This window comes from Burkholderia sp. WAC0059, assembly GCF_002870125.1.
GTDB lineage: Bacteria > Pseudomonadota > Gammaproteobacteria > Burkholderiales > Burkholderiaceae > Paraburkholderia.
The window spans coordinates 177586-203036 of sequence record NZ_PNEO01000004.1; the positions used below are offsets into that span (position 1 = coordinate 177586).

Below are 25451 nucleotides of genomic sequence, written 5' to 3' on the forward strand. Positions count from 1 at the left end.
AACCCTCATCCGGACGACTCGGGCCCGCTTCGCGCGGGCCCGCCGTCTCCTGCGCTCTGTTCGCGCAGGCTTATTTCTTCGCAATGCCGCCGACCAGGCCGCCGACGAGCGACGTCACGGCCGAGAGCGGATTGGCCGCCGAACCGCCGCCCGTGAGCGACGACAGCGAAAGGCCCACGCCGCTCGAAGCAGTCTTCGTCCCGGCCGATCCGCCGACGCCCGCTCCCACTCCGGCACCCGCGCCCACGCCGCCGGCCGTGCTGCCGACGCCCGCGCCGACGGTGGCGCCCACGCCGGCACCCGCCGTGCCGCCGCTGCCGCCCGTTCCCGCGCCGACCCCGACGCCCGCGCCGACCCCAATGCCCGCGCCCGCGCCGCCGCCGGTTCCGACGCCGAGCGCGCCGCCGATGCCGCCGAGCAGACCCGTCACCGGCGCAAGCGGATTCGCGCCTCCGCTACCCGACGACGCGCTGCCGCCCGAGAGCAGGCCGCCGATCGACGCCACGGTCGTGCCCGCGCCGGCCACGGTGCCGCCGAGCCCGGTCGTGATCGCATTGCCGCCGCCGGTCGTCGCAATCGCGCCGCCCGCCTTGACGAGGCCGCTGCCGACCGCGGTCAGCAGGTTGTTGACCGGCGCGCCGAGCCCGGTGGCGTTGCCGACGGTCTGGGTCGCGCCGGAAACGAGCGACGTGATGGGCGTGATCGCGGAACTGGTCGCCGACGTGATCTGCTGAACCGGGCCGGTCGAGAGCGCGGTCGTCAGGCCGTTGCCGGCCGCCGTCACGCCGTCGCCGAGCGTGCTGACGAGACCGCCGACCGGTGTCGTCACGGCGGCAAGCGGTGCGAGCGGCCCGTTGCCGACGCTGCTGACGAGATTGCCCGTGTCCGTCACGGCCGCGCCCAGATCGCCGACGGCGCCGCCGGTGCTCGCGAGCGTCGTGCCGACCGGGTTGGCCGTCGTGCCGATCTCGCCGAGGCCCTGCGACACGCCGTTGCCGAGCGTCGAGGCGGCCGCGCCGACGTCCTCCACGATGCCGCCCGTAGCCGCGGTACTCTGCGTGCTGAGGAGCGGCAGATTCTGCGAGGCGAGCGTCGAGCCGACGCCCGAGACCGTCGAGCCCAGACCGTTGACGGCGCCGCCCGTCTGGTTCACCACGTCGGCAAGCGCGTTGGTCGCGAGCGGCGTGGTGGTGCCGGTCGAGCCGCCGCCGCCGGTCGTCGAGCCGTTGCCGCTGCCCGTGGTCGAACCGCCGTCGCCGCCGCCCGTGCTGCTGGTCGTCGTCGTGCTGCTTCCCGTCGTGCTCCCGCTTCCCGTCGTCGTGCCGGAGCTGGTCGTCGTGCTGCTGCCGGTCGTCGTGTTGCCGCTGCCGCTATCCGACGACGGATCGCTGCTGCTCGAAGGCGTCGTGCTGCCCGTGGTCTGCACCGCGCCGCTACCGGAGCCCGAGCCGGAACTGCCGCTCTTTCCGCTGCCGAGCGCGCCCGAACCGCCGCAAGCGCTCAGCGAAAGCCCAAGCATCACCGTCGTGACCATCATCGCGACCGCCGGCAGGCCGCCTCTCGTCGTTTGAACCTTCATCTCACCCTCGCTACGCGCATGTTGTTGATGGGTCGCTGCGGGGCTCTTATTGCAACAGGTACGCCAGCCCGGTCCGGATGCGGCTTTCCGGAACCGGTGCGAAAGCGCCGGAGCCAGACCGGCCAAGGCTTTGCCCGCTATGTCAATTAGTGCTTCGATTCGCGGGGCATCGGCTAAAACGGGATTTTCGATTCAACTCCCGCCGTTACGTCACGTAACGAAATGGCCGTGACGTTACGGATTAATCCGTAACACCATGGAATACCCCACCCCAATACCGGTCAGAAAAACCCAAAAATAAAGAATAAATTATTCCGGATGCATCGGTAATATTGCGCCGCACAAACGCAAGATCATCAAGAAATGCAAAGGCCGGGGCAATTTAATGCGGCCCCGGGTCGATTTCTGATGAAACGAATAATCAATCAATTGACTAAATCGAATCGGTAGACTAAAAATGAACGACCGCAAATAAAGAGGGGGAGGTGGGCTATCGAACGGGATCGAAAATCGGTTTCTGGCAGTCGGAGCGGGCAACGTAACGCGCATTGCCGGACCCGGTAGCCGATGAACGGAATCATCGGCTCGGGCCTGCAATTCCCGGGGACGCGGCACGCGTATTGTTTACGGAAATGGTTCATCGAGGTTTCGAGGCAGAAATGAAAAACTTCACCAGGCGGTTTCTCGTCGAGAACAAGGGAGTCACCGCGATCGAATACGGGTTGATCGCGGGGTTAATTGCGATGGTTATTGCGGTCGGCGTGACCTCGATCGGTACCGACCTGGAGTCGGTATTCAGCAGCATCGCGACCAAGCTCTCCAGCACCACGACGTAGTAAAAAGCATCAATCGGCCTGCGGGGAGGCCGAATTTCTCTCCGCGACAAAACAATAGAGGCAGTTTTCGAATAAGAACGACGGTTGCCCCTATTTTCGCTATGTTTTCACAGGAATAACGCGTCTGTTGTTTTTTCAAATAACAGACAGGGATTCGTTTTGCCTGCCGGATTCGAATATGAACATGCCGCTGGGTGGAATTCTGTTTACGGGGTGGGCCGCGGCCGTGGCCTGGTGCGACTGCCGCAGCCGGCGCATTCCGAACGCGCTGGTCGTTGCCGGCCTGCTGGGCGCCTTCGTCTGCGCGCTCGCGGGACGCGGTCCGTTCGGACTGCCGTGCGCGGGCGCCCTGCTGGGCGCAGCGGCGGGGCTCGCCGCCCTGCTGCCGTTCTTCGCGCTCGGCGTGATGGGCGCGGCCGACGTCAAGGTCTTCGCCGCGCTCGGCGCCTGGTGCGGGATCGACCTGCTGCCGGGCCTGTGGATCGTGGCAAACCTCGCGGCCGGCCTCCACGCGCTGTGGCTCGTCGCCCGCGTGCCGCTCGCGGCGGCCGGCCAACCCGATGCGCAACGAAGAGACGCGCCCGCGCGCGCCGACCGGCCCGGCACGCCCTACGCGGCCTGCCTCACGGTGCCCGCCGTCGCCTGGCTCGCCGTCGAGACGCTCGCGAGGAGCCACTGACCATGCGCGCCGCCGCGATCCCGAAACGCGCCGAACCCATCCGCCGGCATCGCCAGCGCGGCAACGCGGCCATCGAGTTCGCGCTGCTGTTTCCGCTCTTCTTCCTGATCTTCTATGCGATCGTGACGTTCAGCGTGATCTTCGTGGCCCAGCAATGCCTGACGCTCGCGGCCGAGGACGGCGCGCGCGCCGCGCTCGTCTACCAGCAGGCCGACACCCCCGCCGACGCGCTGGCCTCGCGGGCCGAAGCCGCCTGCGAAACCGCGAGCCAACTGGTACAGGACGCGTCCGCGTTCGTCGGCAATGCCAACTGCGCGCAGACGTCCGGCCAGTGCGCCTACGACTCGACCATGGACTGCGTGAACGTCACGCTGACCTACGGCTACGCCGCCAATCCCATCCTGCCGGCCATCCCGCTGATGAACTTGGCGCTGCCCGCGAACCTGACCGGCAGCGCGACCGTGCAGATCGATCCGGAGAACATATTGTGATCGGGCTGCCCGGACACCACGGCGCGCCGCCTTCGCGACCGGCCTTCCCCCCGCTTCGTTTCGCGCCATGCCGAACCTGACCAAAATCGCGGCCGTCCTGCTGATCGCGTTCGCGCTGCTGCTCGGCGCGCTCGCCTGGACGCTCGCGCGCCGGCCCTTGCCGCATCCGGTCCTGAAGACCGCGCAGGCGAGCTTCCCCGTGGTCGTCGCCACGCGCGCGCTGCCGGCCGGCCAGCCGATTCCGGCCGGCGCGCTGCGCGTCCAGCCGCTGCCGATCCGGCCCGACGGCGCCTTCAGCAGTCCCGCCCAACTGAGCGGCCGGGTGCCCGTCGCCGGCATCGGCGCGAACGCGCCGGTACTCGAAGCCGAACTCTCGAACGGGCTGACCACGCAGATCGCGCCGGGCGAGCGCGCGGTAGCGGTGCGCGTGGACGAATACAACGCGGTCGGCGCGCGCCTGCGGCCCGGCAACTTCGTCGACGTGTTCTTCACGCTGCGGCGCGAAGGCGGCGCGGGCACCGGGGAAGTCGCGCAGACCCAGGCGCGGCTGCTCCTCTCGAAGATTCGCGTGCTCGCGTTCGGCAACGCGAGCCTGACGAGCGACGCGTCGGGCGACGCCACGCGGCTCGCGCGCACCGCCGTGCTCGCGGTCCCCGTCGCGGACATCGACCGGCTCGAACTGGCCGAAAGCGCGGGACGCCTGATATTCGCGCTGCGCAATCCCGCCGACGACGGCGTGATCGACGACGCGGCGCTGCCGCCCTTGCCCGCCGTGCTGCGCACGTCGGCGACGGCCGGCGGCGGGCCGGACGGCGAGATGCACGACATGCACGACATGCGCGACTCGACGCGCGCGGCGGCCGGCGTCGCGCTCGCCGCGCTGTCGGGCGAAGCCGACGGCGCGGCGGCGCAGGCCGCGCCGCGGCGGGCGCCGCCGCGCCGGACGGGCAGGACGACGACGGCGGCAACGCCGGGACTCGAGGTCATAAGAGGGGGGCGAGCCGAAACGGTCGCCTGGTAGCCTGGTCAGCGAGCGGGCCGCGGTCGGGCCCGATACACATAGATGACAAGACAGATGCTTGCACGCGGGGTAATGGCATGGCTCGGCCTGGCGCCGGCGTTCGTGCCGTCATGGGGCGCGGCCGCCGGCGCGCCGCAGACGATCGCCCTCGCCGTCGGCGCGCAGGAGCCGCTCGCGGCGGGCGGGAATCTCGTGCGCGTCGCCGTCGGCGATCCGGCCGTGGCAGACGTGCTCGTGATCCGCGCTACGCGGCCCGGCGAGAAGGGCGGCGGCCTGCTGCTCGTCGGCAAGTCGCCCGGCACGACGAGCCTGATGCTGTGGGAGCGCGGCCGCGACGCGCCGCTCGCCTACACCGTCGAGGTCGCGCCGGCCGCGTCCGGCGCGCTGCTCGGCGGCGACGCGCCGACGGTCAGCGCGTCCGGCAACGAGGCGCTCGTCTCGGGCTCGACGCCGACGATGCTGTCTCACGAGCCCGCCGCAGCCGTCGCCAGAGGTGCCGCGGGCAAGGACGGCACGGTGGTCGACGCGTCGACGGTCGCCGCGAGCCCCGTGGTGCAAGTCGACGTCCGGGTCGTGGAATTCAGCCGCTCGCTGCTCAAGGAGGCGGGTTTCAACTTCTTCCGGCAGAACAACGGCTTTTCGTTCGGCACGTTCTCGGCCGCGTCGACGACCACGCTGTCGTCGACGGCCTCGTCGAACTCGCTGGGCGCGGTGAGCGCGCTGCCGGCCGTGGCGACGCCGATCTCGTCGGCGCTGAACCTCGTGTTCAGCACGTCCAACCACGGCATCTTTTCGGACCTGAGTCTCATGGAAAGCAACAACCTCGCGCGCGTGCTCGCCGAACCGACGCTCGTCGCCCTCTCGGGCCAGAGCGCCAGCTTCCTCGCCGGCGGGGAAATTCCGGTGCCGGTGCCGCAGGGCCTCGGCACGACCTCGATCGAATACAAGCCCTACGGCATCGGCCTCACGCTCACGCCGACCGTGCTGAGCCCGCAGCGCATCGCGCTGAAGGTCGCGCCCGAGGCGAGCGAGCTCGACTTCACGAACGCGGTGACGATCGACGGCGTCAGCGTGCCGGCCATCACGACGCGGCGCGCCGACACGACGGTCGAACTCGGCGACGGCGAGAGCTTCGTGATCGGCGGCCTGATCGACCGCGAGACGACCTCGAACGTCTCGAAGGTGCCGCTGCTCGGCGACCTGCCCGTCATCGGCACGTTCTTCAAGCAGCTCCAGTACCAGCAGAACGACGAGGAACTCGTCATCGTCGTGACCCCGCATCTCGTCTCGCCGCTCGCGAAGGACGCCGTGCTGCCCGACACGCCCGGCGAGGCCTCCGAACAACGCGACGGCCCGGTCTGGCGCGCGTTCGTCGGCGGCGCGCTGTCGCGAGATGCCGGGCCGGGGTTCTCCAGATAAGCCGGCCATGAACGCGAGAACCCCGCCCTTGACCGCCCAGACGACCTCCGGCTGCTTCGTGCTCGCCTCGCCCGACGAGGCGCACGCGCAGTGGCTCGCGGCCGCGCTGACCCCAGCCGGCACCGTCGAGCGCGCCACGCTCGACGCGCTGCCGCTCGCGCAGCGCATCGGCCTGCTCAATCCGTCGCTGCTCTTCATCGACTTCGCCGGTGGCCGCGCGGCCGCCGCCAGCGCGGCAGCGAGCGCCGCGACGCACGCCTGCCCGGGCCTGCAGATCGTCGCGCTCGGCTCGCTCGCCGAGCCGGAAAGCGCGCTCGCCGCGCTGCGCGCCGGCGTGCGCGACTTCGTGGACTTCGCCGGCGACCCGGAGGACGCGCTGCGCATCGTGCGGCGCGTGCTGGAAAACCGGCCCGAGCCGGTGAGCCGCCACGGCCACCTGACGGTGCTGCTCGGCGCGCGCGTCGGCATGGGCGTGAGCACGCTCGCCGCCAACCTGGCCGTCACGCTGCAGCGGCGCGACGCGGCCCAGGGCCGCCAGGCCATCCTGCTCGACTTCGGGCTGCCCAGCGGCGACAGCAGCCTGCTGCTCGACACGCGCAGCGAGTTCGACGTCGTCGAGGCCGTGCGCAACGTGCGCCGCTTCGACCAGACCTTCGTGCACACCGCGCTCTCGCGCCACGCGAGCGGCCTCGCGCTCACGACGCTGCCGCAGGACCTCGGCGCGCTGCGCGAGGTCTCGCACGCCTCGCTGATCGCGCTGCTCAACCGGCTGCGCGCGTTCTTCGACCAGCAGATCGTCGACATGGGCGGCTTCAGCAACGACGAATTCGTCGCGCACGTCGTCCCGGCCGTCGACGAGACCTGGCTCGTCTGCGACCAGTCGGTCGCCTCGGTCGTCTCGGCGGCCAGCCTCATCGACACGCTGCGCGAGGCCGGCATCGACACGGGCGGCATGCGGCTCGTCGTCAACCGGTTCACGCCGGACCTCGGCCTCGGCGTCGCGCAGATCGCGCAGCGCCTGGGCATCACGCCGCTCGCGACGCTGCCGGACCGGCGCGTCGCGCTCGGCCAGGCGGCCAACCAGGGACATCTGCTCGCGGAAACCTCGGCGCACGACCCGTACGTGCGCGCGCTCGACACGCTCGTCGAGCATCTGGGCGGCGCGGGCGAGGCGCGGCGCAAGTCCGCGCTCACCGCGCTCAGGCGCTTCATTCCCCACTCACACAGACGGTCGTAAGCGATGACAAAAGACATAGCATTCGCCGACGACGCACCGGCGTTCGCGCAAAGCCAGCAGTTCCAGGACGTGAAGAACGCGGCACACGAGCATCTGCTCTCGCGCATCGAGGAACTCGGCTCGGAGTTCGGCCGCTGGTCGCGCGGCGCCATCAACCAGTTCGTCGACCTGGAGATGGACAGCTTCGTGCGGCTGCGCCACATTCCGATCAACGAGAGCGAGGTGCGGCTCATCGCCGGGGCGCTGACCAAGGAGCTGGCCGGGTTCGGCCCGATCGAGGACCTGCTCGCCGACCCGGCCGTCGAGGACATTCTCATCAACGGCTATCACGACGTCTACGTCTCGCGCCACGGCATCCTCGCGAAAATTCCCGTGCGCTTTTCCGACAACGCGCACCTGCTGCGCATCGTGCGGCGCATCCTCGCGCCGATCGGCCGGCGCCTCGACGAATCGAATCCGATGGTGGATGCGCGCCTGCCCGACGGCGGGCGCGTGAACGTGGTGATCGAGCCGCTCTCGATCGACGGCCCGGTCGTCTCGATCCGCAAGTTCCGCAAGGACCCGCTGCGCCCCGACGATCTGCTCGGCAACGGCACCTACAACGCCGAGATCGGCTCGCTGCTCGAAGCCGCCGTGGCCGCGCGCTGCAACGTGCTGATCTCGGGCGGCACGAGTTCGGGCAAGACCTCGCTGCTCAACGCGCTCGCGTTCCACATTCCCGAGGGCGAGCGTGTCGTCACGATCGAGGACACGGCCGAGCTCTCGCTAAACCACCCGCACGTGGTGCGGCTCGAAAGCCGGCCCGGCGGCTTCGACGGCTCGGGCGTCGTGACGATCCGCGACCTGCTGCGCAACACGCTGCGCATGCGGCCCGACCGCATCGTCGTCGGCGAAGTGCGCGGCGGCGAGGTGCTCGAAATGCTGCAGGCCATGAACACCGGCCACGACGGTTCGATGGGCACGGTTCACGCGAGCTCGCCGCGCGAGTGCCTGTACCGGCTCGAAATGCTGGCCGGCTTCGCCGGCTTCCAGGGCACCGAGTCGAGCCTGCGCCGCCAGATCGCCAACGCCATCGACTTCATCGTGCAGATCGGCCGGCTCTCGAGCGGCAAGCGCCGCATTCTTTCCGTCACCGAGGTGACGGGCCTCTCGGACAACATCATCACGACCCAGGAGCTCTACCGCTACGAGCCGGTCATCGGCGGCGACGGCGAGGAGCTCGACGAGTGGGCGTCGCTCGGCATCCACCCGCATTCGCCGAAGCTCGCGCGCCTGCGGCATCTGCCCGGCGGCGCGGGCGCGAACCCCGAGTTCGGCGCGGGCGGATTCGGCGGAGGGTTCAATGTCTAGCGCCGCGCTCATCGTCGCCGCGCTCGCGCTGCTGAGCGCGGGCGCCGCGCTGCTGCTCTGGCGGCACGGCGCCGAGCGCAGAAAGCAGGCGGGCACGAAGCGCTTCATCGACAGCCGGATGACGGCGGCGGGCGTGGGCATGGACGCCGGCCTCGCCGTCGCGGGGGGGCCGGCCGGCGCGCCTTATCCGGGGGCCGCGTCGGTTGCTTCGGCGACTCCGTCCGCGGCGCGTCCGTCGCTGGGCGCGGCTGCCGCCGCTGCGCGGCCCGCCCGCGCCGCACAAGCGGCACAAGCGGCACAAGCGGCACAGGCAACACAACGCAGGCAGACGCGCCCGGGCCTCGGCGGCACGCGCGTCGCGCTGGCCCTCGCCCATACGCTGCGCCGCGCCGGCATCGCGTCGCCCCGGCGCGCCATGCTCGTCGCCGCGCCGCTCCTGCTCGCGCTCTGCCTGATCGCCGCGAAGGCGGCCGGCATGACGGCCGCCGCGGCGACGCTCGTCGCCGGCGCGACGCTCTGCGGGTTCGTGCTCTCGATGCGCACGCACCGGCGCCGCCGGGCCCTCGTCCAGCAACTGCCCTCGTTTCTCGACGGCATCGTGCGTCTCGTCACGCTCGGCAACAGCGTGCCGGCGGCATTCCAGGCAGCGCTCGCCACCACCGACGCGCCGCTGCGCGAATGCCTCGACGACGTCTCGCGGATGCTGCGCTCGGGCGTCGAGATCGACCGCGCGCTCTCGCACGTCGCGCACGTCTACGGCTCGTCCGAGCTCGACCTGGTCGGCGCGGTGCTGCGCCTCTCGGTCAAGTACGGCGGCCGCGCCGACGTGATGCTCGAGCGCATGGCGATCTTCATGCGCGACCTCGAACAGGCGGGCCGCGAGCTCTCGGCCCTGTCCGCCGAGACGCGCCTCTCGGCGTGGCTGCTGGCCGCGCTGCCCATCGTCATCGGCAGCTTCCTCGTCGTGACCAACCCGCGCTACTTCGGCTCGATGTGGAACGACGAGTTCGGCCGGCGGCTCGTCTATCTCGCCGTCGGACTCCAGATAGCGGGCGCCTGGCTGCTCTTTCGCCTCGCGCGGCTCGGGGATTGACATGGATATCCGGCAACTGTCCGCGCTCGCGCTTGCGCTGTTCGCGCTCGCCCTGCTGCTGCTCGCGAGCATCGCGCTCGTGCGGCTCGCGGCCGCGCGGCGCAGCGCGCGCACGCTCGCCCACGTGTTCGGCCAGCGCGCGCAGCAAAACGCGGCGGCGGCCGCGCGCGGGCCGGCCGGGAGTTCCGCGGCCGGCGGCGCGCTGCGCGCCAGCAATGCCGGGGCGGCGAACGGGGCCATCGACGGCGCGGGCAATGCGGGCGACCTGAACCGTCCGAACCACCCGAATGGCCGGACCGGCGCAGACGGCACGCGCGGCATCATCGGCCAGAACGGCACGAGCGGTGCAAGCAGCACGAGCGGCCCGAACGGCGCATCGGCGAGCGGGCTCGCCCGCCTCGTCGAAAAACTCGCGCGCCACGGCGCCCAGTGGCTCGACACGCCGTTCGGCGCGCAGGTCGTCGCCGCCGAGGACCGCCGCCTGCTCGAGCAGTGCGGCTTCGTCGAGGCGCGCGCGCGCGGCCTGTTCCTCGTGGCGCGCGTCGGCTGCGCCCTCGCCCTGCCGCTCGCGGCCAGCCTGCTCGCGAGCGGTCGCGTCGCCGGCCTCCATCACACGATACTGCTCGGCGTCGCGCTCGTCGCCGGCTTCCTGCTGCCCAAGTTCGTCCTGCGGCAGCGCGCGGCGGCACGCTGCGCCGCCGTCGTCGACGAGCTGCCGATGCTCGTCGACCTGCTGCGCCTGCTCCAGGGCGTCGGGCTCTCGCTCGACCAGAGCCTGCAGGTCATGATCAACGACTTCAGCCGCGTGCTGCCCGTGCTGGCCGGCGAGCTCGCCATCGCCCAGCGCCAGTTCGTCGCCGGCCGCACGCGCGAGCAGTCGCTGCAGCGGCTCGCCTCGAGCTACGCCAACGAGGATCTGCGCGCCATCGTGCGCCTCGTCGTCCAGGTCGACCGACACGGCGGCGCCGTGCAGGAGCCGCTGCGGCAGTTCGGCGACCGGCTGCGCGAGACGCGCCGCGCGACGCTGCGCGAACGCATCGGCCGCCTCTCGGTGAAGATGACCGGCGTGATGATCGTCACGCTCCTGCCCGCGCTGATGATCGTCACGGCCGGCCCCGGCGTGCTCGCCGTCCTGCGCTCGCTGAGCGCGATGCATCACCCGCGCTGATTCGCCTCGAGTCGGCACGACAGGTTCCCCCGGAAAAACGGACATGACGCACAGGACTGACACGGACACGACGGAAGGAACGGCACCGACGACATCGGCGGCACCGCCGGCAAGCGGCGCGAACACGCGATGCCCCCGCCTCGCGCGGCCCGTGCAAGCCTGCGCGCTGACCGGCCTGCTGGCCGGCCTGCTGGCGCTCGGCGCCTGCGCCTCGAAGGAAACGGGCTACGGCGTCGGTTCGCAGGCGGAACGCGAGGCGCTGATAGAAGAGGCGAACCGCGCACCGCAGCCGGACACGCCGGGCCTCTATCTGGAGCTGATCGAGCGGATGCAGGCCGACGGTCTCTATTACGCGTCGCTCGCGCATCTCGACGCCTACGAGAAGCAGTACGGACCCACGCCGAAGACGATCCTGCTGCGCGCCGACGCGCTGCGCGCCACCGCCCAGCCGGCCGCCGCGTCGGCCGACTATGCGCGCCTGCTGCAGACGCCGCTCGCCGCGAACGGCTATCACGGGCTCGGCCTGATCGCGGGCGCGAACGGCGACTTCGGCACGGCCGCGGCGCGGCTCGCCGAAGCCGCGCGGCGCGCGCCGACCGACACGGCCGTGCTGTCGGACCTCGGCTACGCGCTCCTGCGCGAGGGCGACGTCGACGGCGCGCGCGTGCCGTTGATGAAGGCGATGGAGCTCGACCACGACAACCCGAAGATCGTCAGCAACGTAACGCTCTTTCTGCTGGCCGACGGCGATCGCGACAAGGCGCAGGCGCTCATGGACGCCCAGCAGATGTCGCCCACGGTGCGCGCGGCCATTCTCGCCGACGCGAGCAAGGTCGTCGTCGCCGAAGCGTCGCGGCCGGCTGCTGCGCCGGCGCCTGTGCCCGGCCCCGAGCCCGAATCCGCGACCGAGCCCGAGCCTGCCCCCGCGCCGATGCCGGCGCAGTCGAACGTGCAGGCGCCGCCGCTCGCGAGCACCGACGCGACCGAACCCGCCCCGCCGCTGCTGCAGCGGTTCGCCCAATGATCCCGACGCATTTCGCCCGACCAGGCCCACGCGATGAAGACAGCGCAACGGAGACGGACATGATCGATCGACGAACCGCGCGCGGCGTCCTCGCGCTCGCGCTGCTCGCGGTCTGCGCCGGGGCCGCGGCGCAAACGTCGCCGCCACCGGCGCAGGAAGCGTCGCCGGAAACGCCGGCCGTGGCGCACCATCGGCACCGAATCCGGGCGAGCGAGATCGGCCGCTCGACCACCGCGTGGCTCGCGCTCCAGCGCGGCAACACGGAGGCCGCGCCGGCGCAGCCGATGCTCGGCGCCGAGGCGGGGCTCGCGTGGCAGCGCTACATGAACTCGTTCAGGCATCCGATTCCGGACCAGTACGACTCGCCCGTCAACGCGGGCGCGGGCGGCAGCCCGGGCTCCGGCTTGTCGGGCGCGGCGCAGAACTGACATGAACGCCGGGACCGCGCGCCGCGATTCGATCCGCTGCTGCCACGCGCGCGTCGGCGGCGCGCGCGGCGCGATCTCGATCATGGCCGCGATCTGGCTCGTCGTGGCCGTCGCGGCGCTCGGCGCGATCGACGTGGGCAACGCGTTCTTCGCGCACCGCGCGCTGCAGCGCAGCGCCGACATGGCCGCGCTCGCCGGCGTACAGAAGGTGGCCGGCAGTTGCGCGGCGGCGCAAAGCTCGGCATTGCAGAACGCCGCCGCCAACGGTTTCGCCGCCGACTCGAACGGCCCGCCCGTCGTCGCCTGCGGCCGCTGGAGCCCCGGCGCGACGAGCCTCGCGACGAACACCGAGCCGCCCAACGCCGTGCAGGTGCAGGTCACGCACAACGTGCCGTACTTTTTCCTCGACGGCGGCCGCCCGCTCACGGCGAGCGCCATCGCCGAGGCCACCAATCTCGACCAGTTCTGGCTCGGCACCGGCGTCGCGCAGCTCGACACCCAGCAATCGGCGCTGCTCAACGCGTTGCTCGGCGGATTGCTCGACACCAGCGTGGACCTCGGCGTGATCGACTATCAGAACCTCGCCGGCGCGCAGCTCTCGATCCAGAACCTGATGGCCGCCCTGAGCGTGGCTTCGAGGCAGGGCCTGCTCAACACGACGGTGAGCTACCAGTCGTTCGTGCTCGCCATGGCGCAAGCGCTCCAGACCAACGGCGACACGGCCGACGCCACGCTGCTGCAGCAACTGGCCGTCGCGATTCCGGGCGGGCAGGACGTCACGATCGGCGACGGCGGCACCGGCGCGCCGGGCCTGCTCGCGCTCGAGCTCGCCAATCCGAATTCGGCGGCGAGCGCCGTGATCGACCCGCTCGACGCGCTGCTCGTCGCCGCCGAAATCTCGCGCAGCAGTCCGCCCGGCAGCACCCAGCCCGCGCCGCTCATCGACCTGAACCTCAGCACGACGCTGCCCGGCATAACCGGCACCGGCGCCACGCTGCAGATCGTCCAGCCGCCCGTGATCGCGGCGGGCGAAGTCGGCGGCCCGACGCCCACGGTGGCGCGCTCGGCCGCCGTCGTGCTGAACCTGCAACTCGCGCCGCCCGCATTCCAGACGCTGTCGCTCGACATTCCCGCCGTGGGCGGCGTCTCGGTCGCGGCGCTCGACACCCCGATCGACCTCGCGCTGACGAGCGCACAGGCTACCGCGACGCTGACGGGCATCGACTGCGAGCCGACGAAGTCGGCCAGCTCGGCCACGATCGAGGTCGAGCCCAGCGTCGCGTCGATCTGCCTCGGCGCCGACCCGTCGTGCGGCAGCCCCATCAACATCGCCAGCGTGACGCTGAACACCGCCCTCGGCTCGACGCCGCTCGCCACCGTCGCGCTCGGCAGCGCGTCGCCGCCCTCGGGCGTCGGCCCGCTTTCGCTCGCGCCGGGCGCGGCACAATCGCTGACCTTCCTCGCCGACGGCAGCAACGCGACGCAGTCGGTCGACTCCAACGCCGTCGGCAGCGATCTGTCGACGCTCACGACGTCCCTCATCGGCGCGCTGCCCTCAGCTCTCAATGTGACGGCGCTGGACGGCGCCGTGAACGTTTCGGACTTGACCGGTCCGCTGCTCCCGGCGCTCGACCCCGTGCTCGAGGCCGCCCTCTCGCCCGTCTTCTCGACGCTCGATGCCGTGCTGGTGCCCGTGCTCGGCACGCTCGGCGCGCAGATCGGCAACGCCACGGTCCACAACATCGCCCTGACCTGCGGCACGGCTCGGCTCGTCAACTAGCAACCGCCATGAGAACCACGACCAAAATCGAAGAAATCGACCTCTACGTCTGGGAGGGCAAGACGGACATCATCGAGCGCGTCGCGCGCTGCATGGCGAACTTCGACATCGAGGTGATCCGCGCCGACGACCTCTTCGTCCCGCCCGAACGCGCCGCGCTGCGGCCGGCGCTCGCGATCATCAGCGTCTCGGTCATCGAGGGCGGTTCGACGGCGCCGCGCGACTGGCAGGCCGCGCACGGCATGCCGGTGATATGGGTCGGCGCCGCGCCGCGCGACCAGGACCCGACCCAGTACCCGGCCGAGTATTCGCACGTCCTGCCGCTCGACTTCACCTGCGCCGAGCTGCGCGGCATGGTGAGCCAGCTCGCGGCCCAGCTCCGCGCGCACGGTGCGCAGACGCTCGCGCCGGGCGCGCTCGTCGCGAACTCGGAGTGCATGCAGGCGCTGCTGCGCGAGGTCGAAACCTTCGCCGATTGCGACACGAGCGTGCTCGTGCACGGCGAGACCGGCGTGGGCAAGGAGCGCATCGCGCAACTGCTGCACGAGCGGCACACGCGCTACGGGCGCGGGCCGTTCGTCGCCGTCAACTGCGGCGCGATTCCCGACGGCCTGTTCGAATCGCTGTTCTTCGGCCATGCGAAGGGTTCGTTCACGGGCGCCGTCGGCGCGCACAAGGGCTACTTCGAGCAGGCCGACGGCGGCACGCTCTTTCTCGACGAGATCGGCGACCTGCCCGCCTACCAGCAAGTCAAGCTCCTGCGCGTGCTCGAGGACGGCGCCGTGACGCGGCTCGGCTCGGCCGCGCCCGTGAAGCTCGACTTCCGGCTCGTCGCGGCCACCAACAAACCGCTGCGGCAACTGGTGAAGGACGGCTGCTTTCGCGCCGACCTCTATTACCGGCTCGCCGTGATCGAGCTGCGGATTCCGTCGCTCGAGGAGCGCGGCGCCGTCGACAAGATCGCCATCTTCAAGGCGTTCGTCGCCTCGGTCATCGGCGAGGAGCGGCTCGCGGGCCTGCCGGAACTGCCTTACTGGCTCGCCGACTCGATCGCCGACACGTTCTTCCCCGGCAACGTCCGCGAGCTGCGCAACCTCGCCGAGCGCATCGGCGTGACGGTGCGCCAGATCGGCGGCTGGGACGCGCCCCGGCTGCAGCGGCTGCTCGCGCTCGCGCGCAGCAGCCAGCCGGTGCCGCCCGAGAGCGCAGCCGAAATTCTCGTCGACCGCAGCAAATGGGACATGACCGAGCGCGAACGCGTGCTCGCCGCACTCGACTCGAACGGCTGGCGCCGCCAGGACACCGCCCAGCAGCTCGGCATCAGCCGCAAGGTGCTCTGGGAAAAGATGCGCAAGTACCAGATCTTCGACGAGGAACCCGTCACGCGCGAGCACGGGTGAGGCCGCGACCGGCCGGACGACGCGCGATGTCGCGTGATGTCGCGCAATACCGCGCGTTACGGCCACGCCGTGACATGCCGCGCCGGGTTACGTAACGCCGCTGCCCGACGGCGGCCCGACAGCCCCTCGGCCTGCCACCCGATCCTCCCGCAAGCCCCGCAACACGGGGGTTTCGCGAGCGCTCTCCACGATCCGCGACGCCCCCCAGCGCCGCTGGCCTGCTCCTTGCAGTAATGCCTTCACCTGTCCGATCCGTGGAGGCAACGCAATGGGCGAGTTCATTCCCGACTACCTGGTCCGCGAGCAGGCCGCCGTCGGCGCGCTGGTTCTGTTCGGAATACTGCGCGTTCTCGGCGCCGCGTTCGCGTTCGGCCGCGGCTGGCGCATCGGGGTCGTGGAGAAATGCCTGCTCGCCGCCGCCGTGCTCTACTGCGTGCCGCAGCTTCTCGACCTGCTCGGCCACCCGTACGCGTCGCCGGGCGCCGAGGCCGCGTTCGAGGGCAAGGCCGCCGGCTGCGCCGTCGCGCTCTTCTGCGCGCCGATCGTTGGTCACAAGCTCGGCTTCGAATGACGGGCGCGCCGGCGTTGGCCGGTAGCCGGTAGCCGGTAGCCGGTAGCCGGTAGCCGACGATAGCCGCCCAATCGGCGGCTGACAGCAGCCCGACGACCGCTCGATGGCCGCCCGGGCCCGGGCGCCCGCGGCATACCCGGTCAGACGACCGGGCGTGCCGCCCCGCCCGCTCCCTTCCCGCTCAACGCCCCGAAACACCTCCGTTTCGCCGCCGGCCGGCCGCCCGCCGGCCTCGCGCCCCACAAAACGGCGCACCCGACCATTTTCCGAATCCGGCTGTCCTGATACGATGCCTGCGGCGACCGGCCGCCGAATCGCGCCGTTTCACGAAACGGCGGCACGCGTTGTGTACCATCTGGCAGCCGAACCGGCGGGCGGAGCAATCAGGAAGGAAGGCCGCAAAAAGGGGAAAGAGGGATGACTGGGGGACAAACGAGGAGCGAACGGGAATGAAAGTCGCAAGCTATCAGGGCGCATCGATCGATCCGTACGGCAAGGGGCTCGGCCACGTTCCGGGCGCGACCATCGCGCTCGTCGACGCCGCGCGCCTCGAATGGAACCTGCTCGACGAGGACGTCAGCCTGCCCGCCGCCGTGCTCTACGCCGAGCGCGTCGAGCACAACCTGAAGTGGATGCAGGGCTTCGTCGAGCGCTACGGCGTGAAGCTCGCGCCGCACGGCAAGACGACGATGGCGCCGCAGCTCTTCCGCCGGCAGCTCGAGGCCGGCGCCTGGGGCATCACGCTCGCGACCGCCCATCAGACGCGCGCCGCCTGGCGCGGCGGCGTGAGGCGCGTGCTGATGGCCAACCAGCTTGTCGGCCGCTACAACATGCGGATGATCGCCGAGCTCATCAGCGATCCCGACTTCGAGTTCTGCTGCCTCGTCGATTCCGCGGAAGGCGTCGACCAACTGGGCGCCTATTTCAGGGCTTCGCGCCGGCCGCTCAACGTGCTGCTCGAACTCGGCGTGAAGGGCGGACGCACCGGCGTGCGCGACGCCGCGGCGCTCAAGGCCGTGCTCGCCGCGCTCGCGCGCTACCCCGACGCGCTCGCGCTCGCGGGCGTCGAGCTGTACGAAGGCATCCTCAAGGACGAATCCGAAGTGCGCGGCCTGCTGCGCAGCGCGCTCGCGGTCACGCGCGAGCTGGCCGCCGCGGGCCGCTTCGCGCGCACGCCGCCGATCCTCTCGGGCGCGGGCTCCGCGTGGTACGACGTCGTCGCCGACGAACTCGCGCCGGCGGCGAAGTCCGGGCAGATCGAGGTCGTGCTGCGCCCCGGCTGCTACGTGACGCACGACGCCGGCATCTACGAGAAAGCCCAGGCCGACGTCCTCGCGCGCAACCCGATCGCGCGGCAGATGGGCGAGGCGCTCAAGCCGGCGCTGCATCTGTGGGCCTACGTGCAGTCGATTCCGGAACCCGATCGCGCGATCGTCGGCTTCGGCAAGCGCGACGCGTCGCCCGACGCCGGCTACCCGGTGCCCGCGCGCCACTACCGGCCGCTGCGCGCGGCCGCCGTCGTCGACGAGGACGCGCGCAGGCTGCCGCGCGAGGTCTCGCCCGACGAGCGCTGGGAAGTGTTCGCGATGATGGATCAGCACGCCTACATGCGCATTCCGGCCGGCGCGAACCTGCGAGTGGGCGACCTGATCGGCTTCGACATCTCGCACCCGTGCCTCACCTTCGACAAGTGGCGCCAACTGCTGCTCGTCGATCCCGAGTATCGCGTGACCGAGGTGATCGAGACGCTGTTCTAGCGCGGGACCGGCCCTATGCAGAAGCCGCCGCGGCGATCCCCTCGCCGATGCGGTCCTCGACCATGCGCAGCGCGACCGAGAGCGCGGCGAGCACGTCGTCGGGCAGGCCCGCGAGCGTGTCATTGAGGAACGCGTTGCGGCGCGGCAGGCTTTCCTCGATCACCGAATTCCCCTTCGCCGTCAGCTTCACGTTGGTGATGCGGTTGTCGCGCTCGTCGGCGCTGCGCGCGATCCAGCCGAGCGACTCGAGCGTCTTGATCTGCCGCGTCAGCGCGCCGGGGTCGATGCGCAGCCGCTCGACGAGCCGCTTCTGGGACGACTCGCCGCCCTGCTCGTAGAGCGCGAGCAGCACGCGCCAGCGCGGCATCGGCTGGCCGACCCGGGCCTCGAACGCCGCCATGAAAGCCCGATAGGTCCGGCCGAACTGCTGGACGACGGCGATGCGGTCCTGTGCTTCCATGTGATTCCGTCCCGGTGCCGGCGTGCGGCGTCAGTCCGCGTGGAGCGTCGGCTCGGCCGGCGCGCGCAGTTTGATGGGCGGCACGCGCCGGCTTTGCCAGACCGACGCGGCCGCGACGAGAGCGGCCACCGCGATGCCGAGGTGGATGGCCGAGACGAGCGCCTCGCGCGCGGCTTCGAGCAGCAGCGCGCCGTTGTGGCCCGCGTGCGTGAGCTCGTCCGTCAACGTCCGCTGGGCGTCGAGGTTGATGAGGATCTGCGGGTCCGCGAGCCGCGCGAACCAGTGGCTCGCGTGGTCGGCGGCGAGCGCCTCTCGCACGCCGCTCGCGTAGAGATGCGTGACCATCGTGCCCGTCAGCGCCGTGCCGATCATTCCGCCGACCATCCGCAGCGACTGCAGCAGCGCCGTGGCGATGCCCAGGTGCTCGCGCCCGGCCACCTGCTGCGCGAACACGGTCAGGTTCGGCATCACGAAGCCGAGGCCGAGGCCGGCCAGGACCATGAACGACATCAGGAGCGAGCGCGGCATCGAACGCGTGGCGACGGCCACGGCGACGCAGGCTACCGCCAGCATCGCGAAGCCGATGTAAAGCATGAGATTCGGATTGCGGATGCGCGAGACGATCCGGCCGTTCGTGATGCTGCCGATCGTGATGAAGACGACGAGCGGCGTGATGACGAGGCCGGCGTCCTGCGGCGACATGCCGAAGCCGCCCTGGAACAGCAGCGGAGCGTAGAAAAGCAGCGAGAACATCGCGAAGCCGCCGAGCACCGCGAGCGTGAAGAGCGCGTTCAGGCTCGGGTTGCGGAACATGTCCATGGGCAGGATGGCCTGCGGGAACCGGCGCTCCCAGCGCAGCAGCGCCCACGTGGCCGCCACGCTCGCCGCGAGCAGGCAGACCGTTTCGACCGTGATGCCCTGCCTCGGCAGCCGCTCGACGAAGAGCTGCAGGCAGCCGAGCGCGAGCGCGATCAGCGCCGCGCCGGGCCAGTCGAGCCGCATGCGCCCCTTGTGCTCGACGTGGCGCAGGTGCGGCAGGTAGCGCCAGACGAAGAACAGCGAGACGAGCCCCACCGGCAGGTTCACGTAGAACACCGAGCGCCAGCCGTAATACTGCGTGAAGAAGCCGCCCATCGACGGGCCGACCGCGTTCGCGATGCCGAACGCGGAGCTCATCAGCACCTGCCAGCGCAGCCGCACCACGGAGTCGGGAAAGAGATCGGGGATGCAGGCGAACGCCGTGCCGACGAGCATCCCGCCGCCGATGCCCTGCAGGCCGCGCGCGAGCACGAGGAACAGCATGCTGTTGGCCACGCCGCAAAGCACCGAGGCGGCGCTGAACACGATGATCGAGGCGATCAGGAACGGCTTGCGGCCGTAGTAGTCGCCGAGCCGCCCGAAAATCGGCACGGTGATGACCGAGGTGAGCAGATACGAGGTCGCGACCCACGCGTAGAGCTCGAAGCCGCGCAGCTCCGCGACGATGGTCGGCAGCGCCGTGCCGACCACGGTCTGGTCGAGCGCGACGAGCATGGTGACGAACGAAACGCCGAGCATCGCGAGCAGCGACTCCCGGAACGGCAAGACCTGCTTGCTGGAGTGATGGGCGGCGGTATGGACAGCCATTTTTTGATTCCGCAACGATTGCCGCGTCAAAGATACGGCATCATACCATGCGGCGATCTTCTAAACTGACGGGCACGGCGCGCCGGCGCGCCCGTTTTTGCCGCGTTCCGGCTCGTTCTTCGCGGTTTTTGCGGGCTTTTCCCGGATCGGCCCCAAGTCCGGAATTTTTTGCAGGAGATTCGTCGAGCATGGAGCGCCATCCCGCCTCACCCGCCACGTCACCCGCCGCGCCGTCCGGCGCCTTTGCCGGCTTGAGCGACAACGACCTGGCCGCGCTGCGGCGCGCGAAGCGCCAGCTCGAAAGTCCGCCCTTCGGCATGAAGCTCGCGTCGATGGCCGGGGCGCCCGTCGAAAAGCTGATCGGCCGCCTGCCCGCCGCGGCCGGCGACAAGGTGAACGAAGCCGCGCGGCTCGCGCTGCGCCAGTGCCTGCGAATCGCGCTGAAGACGCTCGGCCGCGCCCGCCCCGCCGTCGCCGGCAACGACGCCGCCGAACCCGCCGCGAACGACGTGAACGGCGCGCCGGCGGCGAACGCAAAGCCGCCCGGCAACCTGCTGCACCGGATCGCGGTCGCGACGACGGGCGCGGCCGGCGGCGCGTTCGGCCTCGTGGCGCTGCCGGTCGAGCTGCCGGTGACGACGACGCTGATGTTCCGCTCGATCTGCGAGATCGCGCGCAGCGAGGGCGAGAACCTGGCTTCGCCCGACACGCAACTGCAATGTCTGACGGTGTTCGCGCTCGGCAGCGCGTCGAAGGCCGACGACGACGCCGAACTCGGCTACTTCCTCGCGCGCGGCGCGCTCGCCCAGGCCGTTTCGAAAGCCTCGACCGAGGTCGCCTCCAAGGGGTTCGCCGCGCACGGCTCGACCGCGCTGCTGCGGCTCATGCAGTCCATCGCCGCGCGCTTTTCGGTGCAGGTGAGCGAGCAGATCGCCGCGAAGTCGATTCCGGCGATCGGGGCGGTGCTCGGCGCCGCCGTCAACACCGTGTTCATCGGCCACTTCCAGCAGGTCGCGCACGGCCACTTCACGGTGCGGCGGCTCGAGCGCCACTATGGCGAAGAAGCGGTGCGGACGGCCTGGCAGGCCATCGGCGACGTCCGGACCGTCGAGGCACCGCCCGACGACCGGAACGCGAGCTGAAACGCCCCGCCTCAGTTGGCCGGCAGCACCTGCCCGCGGATCTCGCCGCCCGGGTTCTGCGTCGTGTGGACGTTGAAGTACCACTGGCCGCCCAGCAGGTCCGTCACCTGCTGTTGATCCAGCTTCGCCGAACCCTTGATCGGGCTGGGCAGGTCGCTCTTCGCGATCGGAATCTGCACCTTCGCGTTCTGGCCCACGGGCGCGGGACCGTGGAAATGCGCGGCGATCGCGGGCGAGGACAGGCCGCCGTAGGTCACGGTCCACGTCAGCGTGTCCGTCGTGGTGTCGAATGTGGCGTTGAGCTGGCCGTGGCCGTGCGTGGCGTGCGGCGGCACCTCGCTCGAAGGCTCGAGGTTGGCCTTCAGCGCGACCGTGTCGGCAAACGCGGCGCTCGACGCAAAGGCGCAGAGGAGAACGGCAAACTTGAACAGGCGAAGCGCAATCATTGTTTTCTCCAGGGTGTTGTTGTGTCGGGTCGCGCCGCCCTTGCGGAGCGTGCGACGCCCTCATGCTAGTGCAAATTCCCGGCGACCGTCGTCGTCTTACCTTCGGCACAAACGGCGCTCGCCCGGTATGGCGGACGTCATTGTTTGCGCTTCCGATAAGAGTGAATTCCTCGATTTGCACTCGATCTTCGCGACTTCAGCCGCTACTCTTTGCCTTGCGAGAAGTGAAACCCCTCCACGAGGGGTTTCCAAGCTTGAACGCGGCTTCGGCCGCGTTTTTTTTCGTCTTCGCTTTTCCGCCTGAGCGAGCGTCCCGTTTTCGTCCGCCTCGCGACCGGCCGCCCCCCCTGATCGTCGAGGCGATAATCAAGAGGAATCCGGATCATTGATCCGGCCATCTCGCCGGTTGGCCGGACCGCTTCGACGAGGTCCGGCCGCGCGGCGCTCAGGCCGAAGCGCCCACCAGTTGCGAGAAGCGTTGCAGATCGACGTTGCCGCCCGAAACGACGATGCCCACCCGCTTGCCGCGCACGTCGACCTTGCGCTGCAGGACCGCGGCCGCCGCGAGGCAGCCGGTCGGCTCGACCACGATCTTCATCCGGCTCGCGAAAAACTTCATCGTCTCGACGAGCTCCGCGTCGCTCACCGTGACGACGTCGCTGACCAACTCGCGGATCACCGGGAACGTGTACTGGCCGAGGTGCTGCGTCTGCGCGCCGTCGGCGATCGTCTTCGGCGTTTCGATGTGGACGATCGAGCCGCCGCGCAGGCTGCGCTGGCCGTCGTTGCCGGCCTCGGGCTCGACGCCGAGCACCGTGCAGTCGGGATTGAGCGCCTTCGCGGCCGTCGCACAGCCCGAGAGCAAACCGCCGCCGCCGAGGCAGACGAGCAGCACGTCGAGCGGCCCGGCGTCCTCGACGAGTTCCTTCGCCGCCGTGCCCTGGCCCGCCATCACGTGCGGATGGTCGTAAGGCGGGATCAGCGTAAGGCCGCGCTCGTGGGCGAGCTTGCGCCCGAGCGCCTCGCGGTCCTCCTTGTAGCGGTCGTAGAACACGACCTCGCCGCCGTAGCCGCGCGTCGCCGCGACCTTCACGGCCGGCGCGTCCTCGGGCATCACGATCACGGCCTTCACGCCGAGCAGCCGCGCGGAGAGCGCGATGGCCTGCGCATGGTTGCCCGACGAATAGGTGATGACGCCGGCCGCCTTCTGCGCGGGCGAGAACTGCGCGATCGCGTTATAGGCGCCGCGGAACTTGAACGCGCCCATGCGCTGGAAGTTCTCGCACTTGAAGAAGAGTTGCGCGCCGCCCAGTTCGTCGGCGGTGCTCGACGTCAGCACCGGCGTGCGGTGCGCCGCGCCGCGAATGCGCTCGTGCGCGGCGACGACGTCTTCATAGGTAATCGGCAATGCAGTCATGGTGATATTCGGTCGGCACGAAAGCCGGTTCCCTTTTGCGGATTGACGGATTTGACGAACAATTCGGAACGGAACGCACGGGTATACCGAACCATAAACGAATCGTCAATAGATTCGCTTATCATACCGGAGAAATTCATCGACTCCCGGCGCTCATCGAATGCGCCATCGAACGAATGGTTCATGCGCGTCCGGCGCATTGACTGTCTCGTCAAAACAACGCCGATAAAAATAAGGAAACGTTTCCAATTCTGGATCTAGAATGGCATTGGCCCGGGCTGGGCGCAATGCCTCCCCAGTCGGCGGATTCGCCCTGTCAGCACGCTTCCGGCAAGCAAACGATTGGATACGTTTTTATCGTACGAGTGCAACCGTTTGCGTAATCGATTTTAAAAAACGGACAGCTCAAGTCTCATAAAAATATGCCGCTTTAACGGCAGATTCAGCTAATTCTTGAGTCCGAAAAAAAGCCGAATCACCCTTCAATTCATCTAACTTTTTATCCGGCAGCTCCACTAGAATGGGCGCGCTCGCGGGTCTATTCGTCGTTTTTTCATTGAGCCCGTGATTTCTTCATGGAGCTAAAACATGCGTCAAATCATCCGGAAACTGTGGGCCGACGAACGCGGCGTGACCGCGCTCGAATATGCGATTCTCGCGGCGGTCGTCGTCGTCGCGGTGACGGCGGCGGGTGCCGTCCTTGAGAACAACGGCACGGGACTGCCTGGTCTGTTCACGAGCCTGATGACCAAAATCACCACTGCGCTGAACAACACTGGCGGCTGATAACGGAGCATCGCGGCCGCCGTCGGGAAGCAGGTACCCACGCCCGACGGCACCCGATCACTGCGCCACGCTCACGGGACACCGCCCACCGGCGGCGGCCCGCGTTTTTATCGCAGCAGACCGCGCGCGGAAATCCGATTCCATGCTGTTCGCCATTCGCCTGATCGCGTGCGCGCTTCTCGCCGTGCTCGCGTGGTGCGACGTCCGCTCACGCAGGTTGCCGGGTCCGCTCGTCGCCGCGCTGGTCGCGCTCTATTTCGCCGCCGCGCTGGCCGCCCACGCCGCCGTCGCGTCCGTGCTCGTTCATCACGTCGCGGTCGCCGTCGCGGCCTTCGCCGTGGGCACGGCGCTGTTCGCCTGCGGCGCGCTCGGCGGCGGCGACGTAAAGTTGGCCGCCGCCGTTTTCCTGTGGGCGGGCAGCACGCTCGCGCTGCCCGCGCTGCTGCTGATTGCGCTCGCCGGCCTCGCGGTCGCGCTGCTCGCGCTCGCCGCGTCCGGGCTCGTCCGCCTCGCGCCGTCGAGCCCGTTCGGCCGCGCCGCGCGGCCCTGGTCGGCCAAGCGCGGCGTGCCGTACGGCGTCGCCCTCGCAGCCGGCGGGGCCGTCGTCATCCTGGGCCCCGTGCTCGCGCACGGGCCGCATACCTGATTCGCCCCGCCTTTATCGGCGCTTACTCGCTGGCTTCGTCATGTCGAACGTCATCAAGATCGGTTTGCTCGTTGTCGTGGCGGTCATCGCCGCGCTCGTCCTGCGCGGCCTCTTCATCGCCGCCTCCAGGCCGGCCGTGCGCCCGCCGGCGTTCGACAACGTCCGCGTCGCCGCCGCCGATCTGCCGCAAGGCCTCCTGCTGCGCGACGACGATCTCGCCTGGAAACAGTACCGGCACGCGCAGACGCCGGCCGGCGCCGTCGTCGAGGGCGCGAAGTCCGGCGTCGAGCTCAAGGGCGCCGTGCTGCGCCATCCGCTCGCGGCCGGCGCGCCCGTCACCGCCTCGGACGTGATCGAGGCCAACGCGCCGGGCTTCCTCTCCGCGACGCTCAAGCCCGACATGCGCGCCGTCTCGGTCGCGATCGACGACGTCTCGGGCAACGCGGGCCTGATCCAGCCCGGCGACTACGTGGACCTGATCCTCACGCAGAACATGGCGGGCAAGACCGACTCGCCCGACCTCTCGGTGTCGAGCGAGATCGTCGTCCAGCACGCGCGCGTACTCGCGGTGGGCTCGGAGCTCCAGCCCACGAAGGACACGACGGGCCCGAACCTCGCCGGCGACGCGAACACGCGCGCGCGCACCGTGACGCTCGAAGTCTCGCCGCACACGGCCGAGGCCGTGGCCGTGGCCGCGCGGCTCGGCAGCCTGTCGCTCGCGCTGCGCAGTTTCGCGACGCTCGACCGGACGGCCTCCGACACGTCGGGCAACGACGCGACCTCGAACGCGCTGCCCAACGAGAAGCCCGTCTGGGCCGGCGACATCTCGCGCGCGGTCCGCGATCTGCCCGCGGAGCGGCGCGGGTTCGACGCCGGCGCCACGCCGCAGCACGCGGCGGCGCGCGCCGTGACGATCTACCGGGGCTCGACGGAAGCGACGCTGGCGGGCGACAGCGGCCCGCTCCCGCCGCTGCCGTCGATCGCGAGCCTGCCGCCGTCGGGCCCGCCGACGGTGCCCGCGCACCCATGAACCGCGAGCCCATCCCCATGATCGATTTGAGGCCCGGCCGCGCAGCCGGATCGGGAAACAGGAAA

Annotated in this window: 26 protein-coding genes; 19 read left to right on the forward strand and 7 right to left on the reverse strand. The window is 70.2% G+C overall.

Annotated features, from left to right (window positions below; translation table 11 throughout):
- Nucleotides 1-70 precede the first annotated feature (70 nt).
- The gene (locus tag CY652_RS05985) at nt 71-1579 is read right to left on the reverse strand and encodes a collagen-like triple helix repeat-containing protein (protein WP_102129782.1); all 1509 of its coding nucleotides are present in this window, start codon (nt 1577-1579) and stop codon (nt 71-73) included.
- Nucleotides 1580-2211: 632 nt separating this feature from the next.
- Here CY652_RS05985 and CY652_RS05990 point away from each other — a divergent pair.
- The 15 genes from CY652_RS05990 (at nt 2212) to CY652_RS06060 (ending at nt 17833) form a co-directional block, all read left to right on the forward strand.
- On the forward strand, nt 2212-2415 hold the full coding sequence (locus tag CY652_RS05990) for a Flp family type IVb pilin (RefSeq protein ID WP_374703633.1): 204 nt from the start codon (nt 2212-2214) through the stop codon (nt 2413-2415).
- Between the two features lie 178 nt (nt 2416-2593).
- Complete coding sequence (locus CY652_RS05995) at nt 2594-3094, forward strand: A24 family peptidase (protein WP_102129783.1); 501 nt, start codon at nt 2594-2596, stop codon at nt 3092-3094.
- A 2-nt stretch (nt 3095-3096) separates the two neighbouring features.
- Complete coding sequence (locus tag CY652_RS06000; protein ID WP_102129784.1) at nt 3097-3585, forward strand: TadE/TadG family type IV pilus assembly protein; 489 nt, start codon at nt 3097-3099, stop codon at nt 3583-3585.
- Between the two features lie 67 nt (nt 3586-3652).
- Nucleotides 3653-4606 (forward strand): Flp pilus assembly protein CpaB, encoded by a 954-nt coding sequence (cpaB, locus tag CY652_RS06005; protein ID WP_102129785.1) that lies wholly within the window; start codon nt 3653-3655, stop codon nt 4604-4606.
- A gap of 72 nt (nt 4607-4678) precedes the next feature.
- Nucleotides 4679-6025 (forward strand): type II and III secretion system protein family protein, encoded by a 1347-nt coding sequence (locus tag CY652_RS06010; protein ID WP_258002208.1) that lies wholly within the window; start codon nt 4679-4681, stop codon nt 6023-6025.
- A gap of 7 nt (nt 6026-6032) precedes the next feature.
- Nucleotides 6033-7262 (forward strand): fimbrial protein, encoded by a 1230-nt coding sequence (locus CY652_RS06015; protein ID WP_102129787.1) that lies wholly within the window; start codon nt 6033-6035, stop codon nt 7260-7262.
- Between the two features lie 3 nt (nt 7263-7265).
- Nucleotides 7266-8612, forward strand: a complete 1347-nt coding sequence (locus CY652_RS06020) for a CpaF family protein (RefSeq protein WP_102129788.1) — start codon at nt 7266-7268, stop codon at nt 8610-8612.
- Complete coding sequence (locus CY652_RS06025; RefSeq protein ID WP_102129789.1) at nt 8605-9705, forward strand: type II secretion system F family protein; 1101 nt, start codon at nt 8605-8607, stop codon at nt 9703-9705. Before CY652_RS06020 ends, CY652_RS06025 begins: the two co-directional genes overlap by 8 nt.
- A gap of 1 nt (nt 9706) precedes the next feature.
- A complete protein-coding gene (locus CY652_RS06030) occupies nt 9707-10873 on the forward strand; it encodes a type II secretion system F family protein (protein WP_102129790.1) in 1167 nt (388 codons plus the stop codon).
- A gap of 43 nt (nt 10874-10916) precedes the next feature.
- A complete protein-coding gene (locus tag CY652_RS06035) occupies nt 10917-11897 on the forward strand; it encodes a tetratricopeptide repeat protein (protein ID WP_102129791.1) in 981 nt (326 codons plus the stop codon).
- A gap of 59 nt (nt 11898-11956) precedes the next feature.
- Nucleotides 11957-12325 (forward strand): DUF3613 domain-containing protein, encoded by a 369-nt coding sequence (locus tag CY652_RS06040; protein ID WP_102129792.1) that lies wholly within the window; start codon nt 11957-11959, stop codon nt 12323-12325.
- Between the two features lies 1 nt (nt 12326).
- Nucleotides 12327-14105 (forward strand): TadG family pilus assembly protein, encoded by a 1779-nt coding sequence (locus tag CY652_RS06045; RefSeq protein WP_102129793.1) that lies wholly within the window; start codon nt 12327-12329, stop codon nt 14103-14105.
- A gap of 8 nt (nt 14106-14113) precedes the next feature.
- Nucleotides 14114-15505 carry a sigma 54-interacting transcriptional regulator gene (locus CY652_RS06050; protein ID WP_102129794.1) on the forward strand — a complete coding sequence of 464 codons (1392 nt, stop codon included), beginning with the start codon at nt 14114-14116 and terminating at the stop codon, nt 15503-15505.
- Between the two features lie 268 nt (nt 15506-15773).
- Entirely contained in the window at nt 15774-16076 is a 303-nt protein-coding gene (locus CY652_RS06055) for a hypothetical protein (protein WP_102129795.1), read from the forward strand.
- Between the two features lie 449 nt (nt 16077-16525).
- Nucleotides 16526-17833 carry an amino acid deaminase gene (locus tag CY652_RS06060; RefSeq protein ID WP_102129796.1) on the forward strand — a complete coding sequence of 436 codons (1308 nt, stop codon included), beginning with the start codon at nt 16526-16528 and terminating at the stop codon, nt 17831-17833.
- A gap of 13 nt (nt 17834-17846) precedes the next feature.
- Here the strand turns inward: CY652_RS06060 and CY652_RS06065 are convergent, their stop codons facing one another.
- Genes CY652_RS06065 through CY652_RS24385 form a run of 3 tightly spaced genes read right to left on the reverse strand, consistent with a single transcriptional unit; the run spans nt 17847 to nt 20109 of the window.
- On the reverse strand, nt 17847-18293 hold the full coding sequence (locus CY652_RS06065) for a MarR family winged helix-turn-helix transcriptional regulator (protein ID WP_102129797.1): 447 nt from the start codon (nt 18291-18293) through the stop codon (nt 17847-17849).
- A 30-nt stretch (nt 18294-18323) separates the two neighbouring features.
- Entirely contained in the window at nt 18324-19919 is a 1596-nt protein-coding gene (locus CY652_RS06070) for an MDR family MFS transporter (protein WP_102129798.1), read from the reverse strand.
- Between the two features lie 40 nt (nt 19920-19959).
- The gene (locus tag CY652_RS24385) at nt 19960-20109 is read right to left on the reverse strand and encodes a hypothetical protein (RefSeq protein WP_180970428.1); all 150 of its coding nucleotides are present in this window, start codon (nt 20107-20109) and stop codon (nt 19960-19962) included.
- On the opposite strand from CY652_RS24385, the gene CY652_RS06075 reads away from it, so the two are divergent.
- On the forward strand, nt 20108-21061 hold the full coding sequence (locus tag CY652_RS06075; protein WP_102129799.1) for an EcsC family protein: 954 nt from the start codon (nt 20108-20110) through the stop codon (nt 21059-21061). The two genes, CY652_RS24385 and CY652_RS06075, sit on opposite strands and share 2 nt — an antisense overlap.
- 11 nt (nt 21062-21072) lie before the next feature.
- Here CY652_RS06075 and CY652_RS06080 read toward each other — a convergent pair whose 3' ends face one another.
- From CY652_RS06080 to CY652_RS23840, 3 genes are all read right to left on the reverse strand, one after another.
- The gene (locus CY652_RS06080; protein ID WP_102129800.1) at nt 21073-21507 is read right to left on the reverse strand and encodes a CHRD domain-containing protein; all 435 of its coding nucleotides are present in this window, start codon (nt 21505-21507) and stop codon (nt 21073-21075) included.
- 445 nt (nt 21508-21952) lie between these two features.
- Complete coding sequence (locus tag CY652_RS06085; RefSeq protein WP_102129801.1) at nt 21953-22924, reverse strand: threo-3-hydroxy-L-aspartate ammonia-lyase; 972 nt, start codon at nt 22922-22924, stop codon at nt 21953-21955.
- Entirely contained in the window at nt 22921-23109 is a 189-nt protein-coding gene (locus CY652_RS23840; protein WP_146010030.1) for a hypothetical protein, read from the reverse strand. Before CY652_RS23840 ends, CY652_RS06085 begins: the two co-directional genes overlap by 4 nt.
- 403 nt (nt 23110-23512) lie before the next feature.
- Here CY652_RS23840 and CY652_RS06090 point away from each other — a divergent pair, with 403 nt between their 5' ends.
- The 3 genes from CY652_RS06090 (at nt 23513) to cpaB (CY652_RS06100) (ending at nt 25386) form a co-directional block, all read left to right on the forward strand.
- Nucleotides 23513-23710 (forward strand): Flp family type IVb pilin, encoded by a 198-nt coding sequence (locus CY652_RS06090; RefSeq protein ID WP_102129802.1) that lies wholly within the window; start codon nt 23513-23515, stop codon nt 23708-23710.
- A gap of 142 nt (nt 23711-23852) precedes the next feature.
- Nucleotides 23853-24356 (forward strand): prepilin peptidase, encoded by a 504-nt coding sequence (locus CY652_RS06095; protein ID WP_102129803.1) that lies wholly within the window; start codon nt 23853-23855, stop codon nt 24354-24356.
- 40 nt (nt 24357-24396) lie between these two features.
- Entirely contained in the window at nt 24397-25386 is a 990-nt protein-coding gene (gene cpaB, locus CY652_RS06100; protein ID WP_102129804.1) for a Flp pilus assembly protein CpaB, read from the forward strand.
- Nucleotides 25387-25451: the final 65 nt, after the last annotated feature.

What these genes read in the sequence shown, in the direction of transcription:
- CY652_RS05985 (WP_102129782.1), bottom strand. Translation starts at nt 1,579, where the DNA reads ATGAAGGTTCAAACGACGAGAGGCGGCCTGCCGGCGGTCGCGATGATG.
- CY652_RS05990 (WP_374703633.1), top strand. Translation starts at nt 2,212, where the DNA reads ATGGTTCATCGAGGTTTCGAGGCAGAAATGAAAAACTTCACCAGGCGG.
- CY652_RS05995 (WP_102129783.1), top strand. Translation starts at nt 2,594, where the DNA reads ATGAACATGCCGCTGGGTGGAATTCTGTTTACGGGGTGGGCCGCGGCC.
- CY652_RS06000 (WP_102129784.1), top strand. Translation starts at nt 3,097, where the DNA reads ATGCGCGCCGCCGCGATCCCGAAACGCGCCGAACCCATCCGCCGGCAT.
- cpaB (WP_102129785.1), top strand. Translation starts at nt 3,653, where the DNA reads ATGCCGAACCTGACCAAAATCGCGGCCGTCCTGCTGATCGCGTTCGCG.
- CY652_RS06010 (WP_258002208.1), top strand. Translation starts at nt 4,679, where the DNA reads ATGGCATGGCTCGGCCTGGCGCCGGCGTTCGTGCCGTCATGGGGCGCG.
- CY652_RS06015 (WP_102129787.1), top strand. Translation starts at nt 6,033, where the DNA reads ATGAACGCGAGAACCCCGCCCTTGACCGCCCAGACGACCTCCGGCTGC.
- CY652_RS06020 (WP_102129788.1), top strand. Translation starts at nt 7,266, where the DNA reads ATGACAAAAGACATAGCATTCGCCGACGACGCACCGGCGTTCGCGCAA.
- CY652_RS06025 (WP_102129789.1), top strand. Translation starts at nt 8,605, where the DNA reads ATGTCTAGCGCCGCGCTCATCGTCGCCGCGCTCGCGCTGCTGAGCGCG.
- CY652_RS06030 (WP_102129790.1), top strand. Translation starts at nt 9,707, where the DNA reads ATGGATATCCGGCAACTGTCCGCGCTCGCGCTTGCGCTGTTCGCGCTC.
- CY652_RS06035 (WP_102129791.1), top strand. Translation starts at nt 10,917, where the DNA reads ATGACGCACAGGACTGACACGGACACGACGGAAGGAACGGCACCGACG.
- CY652_RS06040 (WP_102129792.1), top strand. Translation starts at nt 11,957, where the DNA reads ATGATCGATCGACGAACCGCGCGCGGCGTCCTCGCGCTCGCGCTGCTC.
- CY652_RS06045 (WP_102129793.1), top strand. Translation starts at nt 12,327, where the DNA reads ATGAACGCCGGGACCGCGCGCCGCGATTCGATCCGCTGCTGCCACGCG.
- CY652_RS06050 (WP_102129794.1), top strand. Translation starts at nt 14,114, where the DNA reads ATGAGAACCACGACCAAAATCGAAGAAATCGACCTCTACGTCTGGGAG.
- CY652_RS06055 (WP_102129795.1), top strand. Translation starts at nt 15,774, where the DNA reads ATGGGCGAGTTCATTCCCGACTACCTGGTCCGCGAGCAGGCCGCCGTC.
- CY652_RS06060 (WP_102129796.1), top strand. Translation starts at nt 16,526, where the DNA reads ATGAAAGTCGCAAGCTATCAGGGCGCATCGATCGATCCGTACGGCAAG.
- CY652_RS06065 (WP_102129797.1), bottom strand. Translation starts at nt 18,293, where the DNA reads ATGGAAGCACAGGACCGCATCGCCGTCGTCCAGCAGTTCGGCCGGACC.
- CY652_RS06070 (WP_102129798.1), bottom strand. Translation starts at nt 19,919, where the DNA reads ATGGCTGTCCATACCGCCGCCCATCACTCCAGCAAGCAGGTCTTGCCG.
- CY652_RS06075 (WP_102129799.1), top strand. Translation starts at nt 20,108, where the DNA reads ATGGAGCGCCATCCCGCCTCACCCGCCACGTCACCCGCCGCGCCGTCC.
- CY652_RS24385 (WP_180970428.1), bottom strand. Translation starts at nt 20,109, where the DNA reads ATGCTCGACGAATCTCCTGCAAAAAATTCCGGACTTGGGGCCGATCCG.
- CY652_RS06080 (WP_102129800.1), bottom strand. Translation starts at nt 21,507, where the DNA reads ATGATTGCGCTTCGCCTGTTCAAGTTTGCCGTTCTCCTCTGCGCCTTT.
- CY652_RS06085 (WP_102129801.1), bottom strand. Translation starts at nt 22,924, where the DNA reads ATGACTGCATTGCCGATTACCTATGAAGACGTCGTCGCCGCGCACGAG.
- CY652_RS23840 (WP_146010030.1), bottom strand. Translation starts at nt 23,109, where the DNA reads ATGAACCATTCGTTCGATGGCGCATTCGATGAGCGCCGGGAGTCGATG.
- CY652_RS06090 (WP_102129802.1), top strand. Translation starts at nt 23,513, where the DNA reads ATGCGTCAAATCATCCGGAAACTGTGGGCCGACGAACGCGGCGTGACC.
- CY652_RS06095 (WP_102129803.1), top strand. Translation starts at nt 23,853, where the DNA reads ATGCTGTTCGCCATTCGCCTGATCGCGTGCGCGCTTCTCGCCGTGCTC.
- cpaB (WP_102129804.1), top strand. Translation starts at nt 24,397, where the DNA reads ATGTCGAACGTCATCAAGATCGGTTTGCTCGTTGTCGTGGCGGTCATC.